This window comes from Campylobacter sp. LR264d, assembly GCF_008633895.1.
In the GTDB taxonomy this organism is placed as follows: Bacteria; Campylobacterota; Campylobacteria; order Campylobacterales; family Campylobacteraceae; genus Campylobacter_D.
The window spans coordinates 36,507-50,616 of record NZ_VJNT01000037.1 but is presented as its reverse complement, the minus strand read 5'-3'; the positions used below and the strand labels follow the sequence as shown (position 1 = coordinate 50,616).

Annotated in this window: 14 protein-coding genes and 1 pseudogene; 5 read left to right on the top strand and 10 right to left on the bottom strand. The window is 30.2% G+C overall.

Annotated elements, in window-relative coordinates; all coding sequences use genetic code 11:
* The first annotated feature begins 15 nt into the window (after positions 1–15).
* From hemH to FMM56_RS07500, 3 genes are all read left to right on the top strand, one after another.
* Positions 16–915: a ferrochelatase gene (hemH, locus tag FMM56_RS07510; protein WP_150208250.1), complete on the top strand. Its 900-nt coding sequence runs from the start codon at positions 16–18 to the stop codon at positions 913–915.
* Between the two features lie 232 nt (positions 916–1,147).
* Positions 1,148–1,333 (top strand): hypothetical protein, encoded by a 186-nt coding sequence (locus FMM56_RS07505; protein WP_150180288.1) that lies wholly within the window; start codon positions 1,148–1,150, stop codon positions 1,331–1,333.
* A gap of 569 nt (positions 1,334–1,902) precedes the next feature.
* Positions 1,903–2,139 (top strand): hypothetical protein, encoded by a 237-nt coding sequence (locus tag FMM56_RS07500; protein WP_150205986.1) that lies wholly within the window; start codon positions 1,903–1,905, stop codon positions 2,137–2,139.
* On the opposite strand, the gene FMM56_RS07495 is transcribed toward FMM56_RS07500, so the two are convergent.
* The 10 genes from FMM56_RS07495 to rpiB all read right to left on the bottom strand — a co-directional run bounded on the left by FMM56_RS07495 (position 2,100) and on the right by rpiB (position 12,544).
* Positions 2,100–2,369: a zeta toxin family protein gene (locus FMM56_RS07495; RefSeq protein WP_150139487.1), complete on the bottom strand. Its 270-nt coding sequence runs from the start codon at positions 2,367–2,369 to the stop codon at positions 2,100–2,102. The two genes, FMM56_RS07500 and FMM56_RS07495, sit on opposite strands and share 40 nt — an antisense overlap.
* Positions 2,370–2,617: 248 nt before the next feature.
* Entirely contained in the window at positions 2,618–2,959 is a 342-nt protein-coding gene (locus tag FMM56_RS07490) for a cyclophilin-like fold protein (RefSeq protein ID WP_150208247.1), read from the bottom strand.
* 84 nt (positions 2,960–3,043) lie between these two features.
* A complete protein-coding gene (locus FMM56_RS07485; protein ID WP_150208245.1) occupies positions 3,044–6,565 on the bottom strand; it encodes an acyl-[ACP]--phospholipid O-acyltransferase in 3,522 nt (1,173 codons plus the stop codon).
* Between the two features lie 53 nt (positions 6,566–6,618).
* Positions 6,619–7,992 carry a cation:dicarboxylate symporter family transporter gene (locus tag FMM56_RS07480; protein ID WP_223810133.1) on the bottom strand — a complete coding sequence of 458 codons (1,374 nt, stop codon included), beginning with the start codon at positions 7,990–7,992 and terminating at the stop codon, positions 6,619–6,621.
* The gene (ychF, locus tag FMM56_RS07475) at positions 7,989–9,092 is read right to left on the bottom strand and encodes a redox-regulated ATPase YchF (protein ID WP_150139480.1); all 1,104 of its coding nucleotides are present in this window, start codon (positions 9,090–9,092) and stop codon (positions 7,989–7,991) included. The genes FMM56_RS07480 and ychF overlap by 4 nt, the downstream gene beginning before the upstream one ends.
* Positions 9,089–10,540, bottom strand: a complete 1,452-nt coding sequence (locus FMM56_RS07470; RefSeq protein ID WP_150139478.1) for a leucyl aminopeptidase — start codon at positions 10,538–10,540, stop codon at positions 9,089–9,091. The genes ychF and FMM56_RS07470 overlap by 4 nt, the downstream gene beginning before the upstream one ends.
* Entirely contained in the window at positions 10,530–11,174 is a 645-nt protein-coding gene (locus FMM56_RS07465; RefSeq protein ID WP_223810132.1) for a DedA family protein, read from the bottom strand. Before FMM56_RS07465 ends, FMM56_RS07470 begins: the two co-directional genes overlap by 11 nt.
* A gap of 49 nt (positions 11,175–11,223) precedes the next feature.
* Positions 11,224–11,772: an adenine phosphoribosyltransferase gene (locus FMM56_RS07460; RefSeq protein ID WP_150139474.1), complete on the bottom strand. Its 549-nt coding sequence runs from the start codon at positions 11,770–11,772 to the stop codon at positions 11,224–11,226.
* Positions 11,769–12,110 (bottom strand): coiled-coil domain-containing protein, encoded by a 342-nt coding sequence (locus tag FMM56_RS07455; RefSeq protein WP_150139472.1) that lies wholly within the window; start codon positions 12,108–12,110, stop codon positions 11,769–11,771. The genes FMM56_RS07460 and FMM56_RS07455 overlap by 4 nt, the downstream gene beginning before the upstream one ends.
* On the bottom strand, positions 12,107–12,544 hold the full coding sequence (gene rpiB / locus FMM56_RS07450; RefSeq protein ID WP_150139470.1) for a ribose 5-phosphate isomerase B: 438 nt from the start codon (positions 12,542–12,544) through the stop codon (positions 12,107–12,109). Before rpiB ends, FMM56_RS07455 begins: the two co-directional genes overlap by 4 nt.
* 163 nt (positions 12,545–12,707) lie before the next feature.
* Between rpiB and FMM56_RS07445 the strand changes: the two genes are divergently transcribed.
* Positions 12,708–13,262 carry a CheB methylesterase domain-containing protein gene (locus FMM56_RS07445; RefSeq protein WP_150139468.1) on the top strand — a complete coding sequence of 185 codons (555 nt, stop codon included), beginning with the start codon at positions 12,708–12,710 and terminating at the stop codon, positions 13,260–13,262.
* A 1-nt stretch (position 13,263) separates the two neighbouring features.
* Positions 13,264–14,056: pseudogene (locus FMM56_RS07440) on the top strand (CheR family methyltransferase).
* The last annotated feature ends 54 nt before the right edge of the window (positions 14,057–14,110 follow it).

The window sequence follows — 14,110 nt, the reverse complement described above, 5'->3', positions numbered from 1 at the left end:
AAAATAAGGAAAAATATGAGACTTGTTTTATTTTTAAATATGGGTGGGGCTACGAATTTACAAGATTGTGAAGTTTTTTTAAAAAATATGTTTAATGACCCCTATATTTTAGGCATTAAAAATAAATTTTTAAGAAGTATTGTAGCCTTTTTTATAACCAAGGCTAGATTAAAGCCTATGCAAGAAAATTATAAACAAATAGGGGGTAAATCTCCATTAAATAGACTTACTCAGCAACTTTGCGAAAAATTAAATAAAATAGATAGTGATTTTACCTTTGATTTTGTAAATTTATATGTAAAACCCTTTGCCGAGGATATTTTAAGCAAGTATCATTTTAATGAAAATGATGAGATTATTCTTTTTCCTTTATATCCTCACCATTCTCAAACCACAGTTACTACCTCTTTGCAAGTTTTAAAAAATGAAATTTCAAGTCTAAATATAAAGGCAAAAATCAAAGAACTTGATATTTTTTATAAAAATCCTACCTATAATGAGATGATTGTTTCTCATATATTAAAAGAAAAGGCTAAATTTGATTGCAAAAGTATTATTTTTTCAGCCCATTCCCTGCCTCTTTCTATTATTAAAAAGGGTGATTTATACGAAAGGCATGTAAATGAGCATTTTAATATATTAAAAAATGCTTTAAAAGATGAATTTGATGAGTTTATTCTTTCTTATCAATCTCGCCTTGGGCCTGTAAAATGGCTTGGTCCAAATACTGCTGATATATTAGCAAATTTAAAAAATGAGGCCTTGATTTACCCTATTTCTTTTTGTATAGATTGTTCTGAAAGTATCTTTGAACTAGATATTGAATATAGAAAAATTGCTACAAAGGATTATAAAGTAATTGCTTGTCCAAATGATAGCAAGGAATTTATTAATTTTATACTTTCTTATTTATAAAGTATTTAAAATTCATTTTTTTATAAAGCGTACAAATTTAAAAAATATTAATCATTGCTTCTTAAAATAGATTTTTTAAAATGATATTTTATATTTTTACTCCTATTAAAATCAAAAATTTTCATTATTTCAAAAAAATTAAGCTTTAAATAAAGAAAAAAGTTAATAAAATACTAATGAATTTTTTTATCAATTTATATAAGTTATTGATAAAATTTAAAAAGGAGCAAAAATGAAACGCGTTATTTATACATTGCTTAGTTTGGGTCTTTATTGTGAGCTTTTACATGCAAATCCTACAACTCCACAAGGTGATGGCATAAAGCCTAGAACCTTAAAGAATTATGTAGAACAAGAAAAAGATTTTTACAACTACATTAAGAAAAATCACCTTGTTTTAAATATAAAAAGAGGGTAGGTTGGTTGGCAAAATAGCCATTAGCGATAGACAAGAAGAATTTGTTGTTTTGGAGGCGGTAAGGATTATGCAAATGAGAATAATCAAGAAATTGTTTCTGTAACCTATCGTTTAGGTTTTGAATCTATTTTAGATTATCCTAATAAATTCATAGGACCTAATAAATGTGGAGAATGTCACCCTGCACAATATGCTACTTGAAAAAGAAGTAGGCACTCAAAAATGCTTCATTTTCCACACGAGATTGAAGAAATTAATGGGACACAAAAAGAAAAATGTATGGAGCTGAGTCTAATATTTTGCCAGAAGGAATTTATCCAGATGATGTTTATATTATCATAGATACACCTAGACAAAACATAGCTTTTTAGATAAATAGCTAGTTATCATGTAGAAGAAGGAAATTTAAGCTTTTTGACTGGTAAATTAGTGATCTGCATAAATCAATTTTCAAGGCTTTGGGCTAAGAATATAACCACTGAGATTGCTAAGCAAATCGCTTCTTTTTCTCCTGGTTTTCCAACTACTATAGAAGAATTTGACATACATGGTACGCCTGGTTCAAATAGATGGGGGTACAAATTCTTATGGTTTTACAAATAGATAAATTAATGTTTCAACCTGCAAGTTCGCATTGTGAAACCTGTCATAGCTTTAAATTTGACTTTCAAAACAAGACCGAATTTTTTAATACTTTAGGTAATATTGAAGAACTTAGAAAACATACAATTAGCAAGGGTGTATACTGTGAGGACGGGGCAAGTGCTCACCTTTTAGGAGCTGGAACTTTGCTACCTTGTAGCTGAAAATTTTTATAATCAGGGTGATATTTTCTAAAATCATCACCATTCATTACTATGACATTACCCTCTAACTCATTTTTAACTATTTTTATTAAATTTGACTTACCAGCACCAGGTTGACCACCAAGTACAAAACCCTTAGGATTGCTTACAACACTATGTTTATTTGCAAGAATATCGTTAAAAACTTCATCAATTTGTTCTTGAGATAAATTAATTTTATCAATCCACATAAAGATTTTATATTATTAATAGTTGTAACATAATAATTAAAATCTAGTTTTTCACAAGAAGTTATATATAATTCTTCTCTTATATTTTTTAAAGTTTCTTTATATCGCTTATTTGTTTCGTTAGTATTTTTTATTAAAGCAATAGCACCACCTACAAACATCCTTTTCGATTAAAGTAGCCATTTTTATCCTTTCTTTTTTATTTTTGTAATTATAGTTTTATATCATTAATAAACGCATTTAAAGGCTTATTCTAGCCAAAAACTAGCCTCAACATCGCCATTGCCTAATGTTTCTTTAAGATTATTTACTTCATCTATATGACCTATTTTTGTATAATCCCAAGAATTTGAACCATAAAATATTACGATTTGATTATCATTATAAAGGACGATATCACCTATCTTTGTTGTTATATGAGTGTTGCTAGTAGGCAAATTTCTACCAAGCGACCCAACCTTTTCAAAACCAGCATAATCACACATTTTGATCACAACAGGGGCTTTTTTAATCATTTGAGTAAAGGCATTAACTGCCTCGTTTTGTTCTAAAGTAGCACTAAAAATCTTATCATTAAGCTTAACTTTCATTGTTGAAATCTCCTTTTCATTAGCATTAACCATAACACAAAAAAATAAAGCTATTAAAATTAATTTTTTCATTTTTAAGCTTTATTAATTTTCATTTTTTTCATTTTTTGCCCTAAGTGCTAATTCCTTAACGCCCTTAAAATCAGTTTTACCAGAACCAAGTACAGGGATACTTTCAACCTTAAAATAAAAAGTTGGCTTTAAAATAGCTGGTAAATTTGCACTTCTAATAGTATCGCAAATCCCTTTAAAATGCTCATCCTCGCATTCAATTAATAAAACTATACTTTCTCCTTTTTTCTCATCTTCTAAGCTAGTAGCACAAAATTTAACTATATCAGTATTAAAAATTTTAGCTAACTCTTCTTCTAAATGCGTTAGAGAAATCATTTCTCCACCGATTTTTGCAAAGCGAGAATACCTATCTATAATATATAAAAAGCCATCTTCGTCCAAATGCCCCTTATCACAAGTATTATACCAACGAATTCCATCAATCTCTTTTATAAAATCATCCGTTTTTTCTTTATTATTTAAATACCCAACCATTACTTGATGACCACCTATTAAAATAAGTCCATCTTTATTTGCACTTAAACTTTCATAGGTTTCAGGTTCAACTATCCTAATAGCAGTTCCAGGTAGTGCCATTCCTACGCTTTTTTCCTTACTTGCTCTGTGTAAAATCCAAAAATCAGGGTCAAATTTATTTGGCAAATTTACACTTGCAACAGGCGTTGTTTCAGTAGCCCCATAGCCTTCTAATATACTTTTTTTAAATTTCATTTCAAAGGCAGTTCTTATCTCATCTTTTAGCTTTTCAGCCCCACTTACTATGATTCTTAAACTTTCAAACATTATGCTCTCAAGCTTTTTATTCCTTGCATAAATTCCAAGAAAGGTTGAAGTTGCACACATTATGCTAATTTTATTTTTTACAACAGCCTTTGCAATAGCCATTGAATCAGTAGGGTCAGGCAGGGTTACACTTCTAATATTTTCAAGCAGTGGTAAAAAGGTAGTAACGGTTAAGCCAAAGGCGTGAAATGGTGGCAAGGATGATAAAATCACATCATTATTTTTTATGCCAAAGACATCTGAAATTTGGGCAATATTGCTTAAAATATTGCGATTATTTAACATTACCCCCTTAGGAGTTCCCTCACTTCCACTACTAAATAAAATCGCAGCTATTGAAAGATTATTTTTTGAAGGAGAAAAAATCATTTTCAATAAAAAACTAGGCAATATACTAACAAGGCCTAAATACATTAAAACCTTACCTTTTTGCCTTTTAAAATCTTCAAAAATATCTTCCATATAAACTAAATTAACACCATCTTCAAAATTTAAAGTTATATTTTTATCTTGTAATTTTTCTAAAAAAAGCCTAGAAGTATAAATTTGAGAGATATTTGCATCTTTTATAGCTAAATTTAGGGTATTTGAAGTAAAATTTAAATTTACAACTACCTTATTTGCAAGTAAAACAGAAAGATTTAAAAGCGTACTAGCAAAACTAGCAGGAAGTAAAATTCCAACGCATTCTTCTTTCGGGGCATAACTTCCTCTTTTTAAAACTATATTAAATTTTTGAGTATTTTTTTTGATTAAATTTGATAGCATTAAAGAAAGGCCTAACATTTTTCTATAAGTTATTGCCTTAGCTATAGGGTCAATTAGTGCAATTTTTGAAAGATTTTTCTTAGCACTATTTATCCAAGCCCTAGCGATTGTATGCATGGCCTCGCATTGAGATTTCCACGCCATAAAAGAAAGTTCAAAAACCTTAGCCTTTACTATGTCTTTTTTTGTATGTATTGGCAAACTATTACCAAAGGCTATAGCTATATTTCTTTTACTTAAAGTTTTATTGCTAACTGAAAATTCCTCATCCTTTCTTGAAAAACTACTTCCCCAAAGCCCTCTTATATAAAATGGTAAAATGAAGCCATCCTTTTCTTCTAAATTCTCACAAACATGCTCAAATCCACTTTTAAACTCATTAAGCTGACCATGGCGAGAAATAACCCCTTCTGGAAACAAACAAACTAAGTGCCCTTGTTTAATGTGAAAGGCAATAAGCCTAAAACTTTCCTTTGAGCCAGTATTTGAAATAGGAATAACGCCAAATTTATCTAAGAAAATTTTAATATACCACTTAGAATAAAGGCTTCTTTCCATTACAAAATAAACTCTTCTAGGAATTGCCATTTGAATAATGGCCCAGTCTATAAAAGATATGTGATTGCCTAAAAGCAGTGCCCCGCCCTTTTGTGGTATATTTTCAAAGCCTTCAACTAAAAGCCTATATCTTTGAAAAAAAGCTATATTAACTAAAATTCTAACCAAAGAAAAGGGTAGTTTAAACACTACATAAATGGTCCCAAATAAGCATAAAAGGCTAATTAAATAAAAAAGATGCAAGGCAGATAGATTAAAATAAGAAAACAAAAGCCCAACACCAAGTAGTAAAATCATAGCTAGATTTTGCATAAAATTATTTGCTGCTAGAATTTTGCCTAGTTCGTTTTCCTTTGCGTAAAATTGTATTAAAGCATTAAGTGGTACTATAAAAAATGCCCCACAAACTCCAAAGATAAAAAATATACAAGAATAAATATAAAAGCTTGAAAAATAAGGCATTAAAAAGCTCATTATTAAAACGCCAAGTGCCCCAAGTGGAATAAGACCGAGTTCTATATAATTTTTAGAAAATCTACCGGCAATTATAGAACCAACTATTACACCAAGTCCAGCAAAGGCCATTGAAATTTGCACAAAAAAGGTATTTTCTTCTAATAAAACATTTTTTGTAAAAACAGGAAAGCTAACAAGATAAAGTTGAGAAACAGAAGAAAACATAGCAATACCTATAACACAAAGCCAAATAACTTTATCCTTAAAAATAAGCTTGATATTGCTAATAAAAAGCTTTGCCTTTATATAATCTTTTTTATTAAAACTTAATTCTTTATTTACTTGCCTTAATTTTGGTAGTTTAAAGGTAAGTAAGAATTCGCAAAGTGCAAAAAAGATAAGCACAAAACCAAGGGGGGCGATATCTGTTAAAATAGTATCTGCTTGAATAGAATTTATATCATAAAAATACTCAAACCCCAAAGAAAACAAAGCCATTCCTAGTAAAATAGCAACTATACTTGTAGCATTTAAACTACCATTTCCCATGGCTAAAAGCTTATTTCCTACTAATTCTTTTATAAAGCCATATTTTGCAGGCGAGTAAATTGCTGATTGAATTCCCATTAAAAAGGTAAGAAAAAAGGCAAACCAAAAGGCACCAAGATAATAACTTACACATATTAAAATGGTTAAAAATACAGAAAAAAGGGCTGAAAATTTCATTATTAAATTTTTAGGAAATTTATCGGCTAAAAATCCGGATGGCGATAAAACCAAAATAAAAGGAAGTAAGATTAAGGCATTTACTATGCTTGTTAAAAAAAGTTGAGTACTTCCTTCATAGCTTTTATAAATGGTATTTTGAATGATAATTTTATGTCCCAAATCCACAAAGGCATTTAAAAAAGCCACACTTAAAAAGGGTAAAATTCCACGAATTTTCAAAAAAACTTCTTCTTTCATTATTTATCCTAAAAAAATATAAAATGATTTTAGCAAAATATAATAAATTTTTCTTAACTTAGCCCTGCATTGTGAAATTCCTCAGGGTGATTTATAGCATAATTAAATTTGTCCCAATCAATTTGTCTTTCCCAAATAGCAACAATCAAAGCAGCCACGCTATTACCACACAAATTTCCAACAGCCCTCATCTCAGACATAAACTTATCAACGCCCAACAAAACAGATATTGCAGCCACTGGCAAGACCTCAGCAAGCATTGCCCCTGCCCCGTTATTTGCTTCTGGAATTTGCATAGTACCAAGTGCAGCAAGGGTACTACCAAGTACTATAAAGCCTGAACCTGTAACGCCAACAGCTCCCTTTGAGGCCACCATTAAAACAAGGATTATTGAAATTTCATGCGTTAAGGATAAATTCACATTAAAGGCCTGTGCTAGAAAGATTAAACTCATTGACAAATAAATATTAGTACAATCTAAATTAAAACTATACCCGGTAGGTAAAACAAGCCCCACCGTGGCCTTTGAAATTCCAGCCTTTTCAAGCTTTCTCATTAAAGGGGCTAGGGCTGACTCACTTGAACTTGTAGCAAAGACTATTAAAACTTCCCTTGATATAAAATACATAAATTTAAAGATATTTACCCTTACAAAATAGCAAATCGCCCCGGCTACCCCAAAGATAAAAATCAAACAAGATATAAGCATTACAAATAATAAATATCCTAAATTCACCAAAGAACTAAGCCCATATTTTGCCACTAAAAAGGCCATGGCACTAAAGGCAGCAATGGGCGAAAAATACATTATAATTTGTAAAATTTTAAAAACAAAACTTTGTAAAATTTCAAAGAATTTTTGAATATATGCCTTTTCATCGGGCTTTAATAAAGAAATAATAATAGCACTTAAAAGAGCAAGTACCAAAACTTGCAAGGTTTTACCTTCAGAAAATGGGCTTATTAATCCTTGGGGAATGGCCTCTTTTAAGATATTGATAATCTCGGTACTTGCACTAATTTCTCTCGTTTGAGTTGTAAATTGTATAACTGAGCTTGCATCTACTAAATTTGCATCTAAATTCATGCCTGTGCCAGGTTTCATAACATTTGCCATAAAAATACCAATGGCAAGGGCTATAGTACTTACTACTTCAAAATAAATTAAGGCCTTAACCCCTATACTACCTACTTTTTTAAGGCTTTCAAGGCTTATAATTCCAAGTATTATAGTAATAAAAATAATAGGGCCTATTAAAATTTTCAAAGCCTTAATAAAATAATCCATCCCAGGCTTACAAGCAATGGCTATTTCTTTATCAATTAGCCCTAAAACAATACCTGCTATTATGCCAAATATCACCCAAAAAGCTAGACTTTTATATAAAGTTTTAATTTTCTTTTCCTTTGAAAAATTTAAATTTATACATTAAATCTAAAATGTATAATATCGCCATCTTTAACTATATAATCTTTTCCTTCAAGGCGAAGTTTTCCTGCTTCTTTTGCCCCACTTTCTCCACCAAATTTTATAAAATCATCATAGCTAATAACTTCTGCTTTGATAAAACCTTTTTCAAAATCATTATGTATAACGCTTGCTGCCTTTGGTGCTTTAAAGCCATTTTTTATAGTCCAAGAACGAACCTCAATCTCCCCAGCAGTAAAATAACTAATAAGCCCTAGCTTAGAAAAAGCATTTTTTATGATTTGTTCAAGACCACTTTCATTAGCCCCCAAAGACTCTAAAAGCTCATGGCTTTCTTCCTTGCTAAGTACTACTAATTCTTCTTCTAACTTAGCACAAAGTTTTATAACCTCGTTTCCTTCTTTGCTAGCATATTCTTTAAGCTTTTTTACATATTCATTATCCTTACTAATGCTTTCTTCGTCGACATTTGCACCATAAATTACATTTTTTGCCGAAAGCAATCTTAATTCTTTATTTAAACTTTTAAAAATTTCACTTTCTTTTTCTTCAAAGCAATTAGCACTAAGTCCTTTATTTAAATGCGTTAAAAGCAAATTTGCAAGTTCTAAACTTTCCTTAGCACCCTTTATATTTGCCTTTACTTCTTTGTTTAATTTTTCTATTTTTTTACTAAGTTGTTCAATATCTGCTAAAATGAGTTCTGTAATAATGATTTCAATATCTCTAATAGGGTCAGTTTCTCCTTCAACATGGGTAATATTTGAATCATCAAAACAGCGAACAATATGTAAGATTAACTCCGTTTCTCTTATATTAGATAAAAATTTATTACCCAAACCCTCGCCCTTACTAGCACCCTTGACAAGCCCTGCAATATCTACAAATTCTATTAAAGAATGTAAAATTTTTTCAGGTTTTACAATCTTAGCTAGTTCAAAAAGCCTAGAATCAGGTACCTCAACCATGGCCTTATTAGGTTCAATGGTACAAAATGGATAATTTGCACTTTGTGCATTTTGAGCCCTTGTTAATGCGTTAAAGGTAGTAGATTTACCAACATTTGGCAAACCTACTATACCAACGGCTAAACTCATTTTTTAGCCCTTAGTAAAGACATTAAAAAAGCAACGCACATTCTAACTCCAGCCCCTCCAGCTCCAAAGCTTGTATAACCCCAAGCCTTTTCAGTATAAGCAGGACCTGCTATATCAAGGTGTAGCCATTTATCTTTATATTCTTTGCGTATGAATTTATCTAAAAATAAACCGGCTGTAATAGCCCCACCATAACGACTTGAAGCAGTGTTACTAACATCGGCAATTTTTGATTTTATAAGTTCTTTTAAATAAGGATTAAAATGTAAAATAGTAGTAAATTCCCCACTTCTTTTTGAGCTTTGATAAAAGGCATTTTGAAGTTCTTCGTTATTGCCTAAAATTCCACTTGTGTACTCTCCAAGCCCTACTACACAAGCACCAGTTAGAGTAGCCATGTCTATTAATAAATCAGGCTTTAAATCTTGCGCATAAGATAGACAATCAGCTAAAACTAAACGACCTTCAGCATCTGTATTTCTTACTTCTATGCTTACGCCTTCCCTTGATATTAAAACATCATCGGGCTTATAAGCATTTCCTGCTATCATATTTTCAGTTACACCTAAAATAGCATGTACTTCAAGTTCTAAATTTAACTCACAAACTGCCTTTATAATACCCATAGCAGCTGCTGCGCCACTTTTATCAGCCTTCATTGTAAGCATATAATCACTTGGCTTTAAGCTAAGTCCACCACTATCATATGTTAAGCCCTTACCCACAAAAACTACGCGTTGTTTAGCCTTTGTGTGTTTATAACTTAAATGAATGAGTCTTGGAGGGTGAATGGAGGCCTTGTTTACAGCTAAAAAGGCGTTCATTTTTTCCTTTTCTAAGAATTTTTCATCATACACCTTACAAGTAATATTTTTATGAGTTTTAGCTAAATTCTTAGCATCTTCTGCCATTTTTAAAGGGGTGTAAATTTCAGGGACCTCGTTAACTATATCCTTTACAAAATTTGTAGCATTTGCTAAAATAACTCCTCTTTCAATACCTATCTTTCCTTTATTTAAATCAACTTCTTTTTTATTTATCTCATCATTGGCAATAAAAACATTTACAAGGCTTGAAGGTGTTTTTTCACTTTTATATTTATCAAAATCATAATTTGCAAATAAAATTCCCTCAGCCATACTAGCAAAGCTTTGACCAGTACAACCACTGATTATACAAGGGGCTTTAACGCTTTTAATATTTAGTTTACAAATGGCTTTTATAGCATTAAAAAAAGCTAGTCTTATGTCTTCGTGTTCAAGGCTTTTTAATTCTACAAAGACCTTTTTTAAATTCATATCAAAGCAAACACCCTCGCCCTTATAATTAGCTAATTTAAAAAAATTCTTATAAGCACTAAATGGCTTTAAATTTTTTTCTTGTACAAAATTTATCTCAAAATCAGCCTTGATTTTGTCAAGTTTTGCATTTTTAAATTCAATGTTCATTTTTCTTCCTTTTTTCTTTAAGTATGGCTTTTTCCAATTGTTTAAAGCCAAAGATTATAGTACATAAAAATACTATCACAATCACAGCTGCCAAATACCAATGCGAACTAGCCCATTTTAAAGCATCTAAAATTTGTTTTCCAAAAAACCAAGCTAAAAGTATGGTAATAGCAGCCCACACCCAAGCAGAAAATAAATTTATAATGGCAAATTTCTTAGCACTATATCTAGTGATGCCTATACTCATAGGAATTACGGTTCTAAAACCATACATATAACGTTGGGCAAAGATTATTGGCCAGCCAAAACGTTGTAAAAGTAAATGTGCAATGGCAAATTTGCGTCTTTGAGTTTTAAGCTTTTTTTGTATGAATTTTTTATTGTATCTTCCTATATAAAAATAAATTTGGTCCCCCACAAAGCCACCAAGTCCGGCTACAAAAACGGCTATAAAAGTATTTAATTTATCATCATGTGCTGCAAGTCCTGCAAAGATTAAGCCAAGTTCTCCTTCTAAAATGCTCCAAAAAAATAAAATCACATAACCCCAGTTTTCAACATGCTCGTTCCAAATTCTAACCAAACTCTCTTCTAAAGAAAAATCCTTGCCAAAGAAAAAATATAAAAAAGCAATTAAAATTATTAATATTAAAAGTATAAGGATTTTTTTCAAAACTACTCCTTTAAAGTTCTAAAACGCTATAAACTTTTGTATATTCTGAAAGCTTTTTAAGCCCATCAAATTCGCTTAAATGCATTAAAAAACAAGCCCCTATACAATCTCCACCTGCTTTTTTTATAAGATTGTAACCTGCAATTGCAGTACCTCCTGTAGCTAGCACATCATCAATTAATAAAACCTTTGGATTTTTCATACCACGAAAGGCATCTTGGTGAATTTGAAGTGTTTCTTGTCCATATTCTAAGGTATACTCGCAAGAAAATTTTAAAAAGGGTAGTTTATTTGGCTTTCTAACTGGAACAAAAGGGATGCTAAGCTTAGCACTCAAAGCTGCTGCTAAAACAAAACCCCTACTTTCAACGCCTACTATAAAATCAATCCTTTTTTTTTCATAGTAATCTTTTAAATGTTCAAGTAAAAACATAAAGGCATCTTTATCATTTAAAAGCGTGGTAATATCGCGAAACTGCACACCTTCAATGGGAAAATTTGACACAACTCTAATGCTACTGAGTAAATATTGTTTTCCATTTTTATTAAGTTTTTTCATAATAGGGCCTCTATCTTAGCTTCTAGTTCTTTGATTCTTTGTCTTAACTTATCATTTTCTAAGCGATATTGTGAATTCCTTGTTCTTAAAGAGGTTAAATCCGCTTTGATTTTGTTAAGTTCTTCAGTTAAAATATCTATATTTCCTAAACTTCTTTGAAGTTGAACTTGTAGTTTTCTAATGATAATTTCAGTATCATCAAGATTATTTTTAATAAAATCTTTTGAGAATTTTTCTTTATTAAGCAAGGTTTTATAATAAAACAACATTACGACAAGATAAATTGTCGCACACACAAGCACTGTTAAAATGAGCCAATTTGCCACGGGATGATTCATTTATTTACCTCGATTTTTTGAATTCTTTGTATATGTCGTCCATTTTCAAAGGGTGTATTTATAAAATTTGTAATAATATCAATAGCTAAACTAATGCCTATTAATCTACCTCCAAGGGCCAGTACATTAGCATCATTATGCTTTCTTGCTAATCTTGCACTTAAACTTTCACTACATAAAGCACATCTTATATTTTCATGTCTATTTGCAGCTATTGAAACGCCTATTCCAGAGCCACAAATTATAATGCCAAAACTTGTCTCATCTATATTTTTAGCTAGTAAATGAGCAAAATCAGGATAATCACAACTTTCTTTATTATTAGTTCCAAGGTCTTTAAAATTTAAATTTTCATCCTTTAAAAATGTGCAAATTTGGGTCTTTAAGTCAAATCCAGCATGGTCACTTGCTATGTAAATTTTATCTTTTAACATATCTTATCCAAAAAATTTATCTTAGAACTTTGGAATTTTAACACAATAAAGTATAAAAATAGCTATTTTCTTTTAAAAAACTTGCAAAAATAAACTTTATTTTATTTTATGTGATAAAATACACATTTTTATAAAACTTTAAATTTCTTTGAAAGAAAACACAATGAAAATTATCTTAATAGGTTCATCAACTGGTGGTCCAAACCAACTTAAATTTTTGTTAAAGGACATTGATATAGGCAATACATGCGTGATTATAGCACAACATATGAAGCCTGATTTTATCCCTTCTTTTGTTAATCAATTTGACAAAGAGGCCTTAAATGAAGTAGCCTTGCTTAATGATAAGGAAATTTTAGAAAATAGAATTTATATTTGTCAAACAAATACTATTTTAAGTGGTTCTTTAACATTAAGTGCTAGTTTTAGCGATACTAAAACAAATTTTAAGCCAAATATTAATTTGCTTTTTAATTCAGCAGTTCATTATGCAAGTGCTCATAAATTACTTGCGATTTTATTGACAGGAATGGGAGATGACGGGGCTCATGGCTTACTTAATCTTTACAATGCCAAGGTTAAATGCCTTTGTGAAAATGAAGCAGATTGCGTTGTTTATGGTATGCCAAAAAGGGCAAAGGATTTAAATCCTAAACTTATGCCTATGAGTTTAAAAGAATTAAAAAGAGAAATTTTACATTTTGTAGAAAGCGAGTAATATGGATAAAATTATTTTTAATGATAGAGATTTAAATGAATTTATTAAGATTGTTAATGATATAAGTGGCATTGATTTAAATGACAAAAGAAATATTATAGCTTTAAAGCTAGATAAATTTGTAAATGAATTAGGTGTAAGAAGTGTTGATGAATTTTTAAGTGGACTTAGGGTAAATAAAGATTTAAAACAAAAAAACAATTGATTTTGTAACCATTAGCGAAACCTATTTTTTAAGGGAATTAACCCAGTTAAAAGAAATCATAAAATACGCAAAAAGCCTTGAAAAAAGTGTAAATATTTTAAGTGCACCATGTGCAAGTGGTGAAGAGGTTTACTCCTTAGCCATACTAGCAGCTCAAATTTTATTTAAAGACTTACACATTGTAGGCATAGATATAAACACAGAAGTAATTAACGAGGCCAAACTTGCCTTATATCAAGGGAGAACCTTACAAAGATTAAGCGAAAGTGAAAAAAGACGTTTTTTTACAGAAGAAAAAAATGAGGAATTTCGCATTAAAAAAAATGAGCTTTGTACTTGCCATTTTAAACTTTGCAATGTCTTTGATAGCCATTTTGAAAAGCTTGGAAAATTTGACATTATACTTTCTAGGAATATGATTATTTATTTTGATAATATATCAAGAATGAAGCTTTTAGAAAAATTTCACAAGCTTTTAACTGATAGAGGTAGACTTTATGTGGGCAATGCTGATTTGATTCCAGAAAGTGATTATTTTAAAAAGGTTTTTTCTATAAAGGGTAGCTACTATGAAAAAATTACCTTTTAAAAGCAAAATTTAATTTTTCTTTTACTAGAATTTGGCGATTTTATTTTTAAGGTT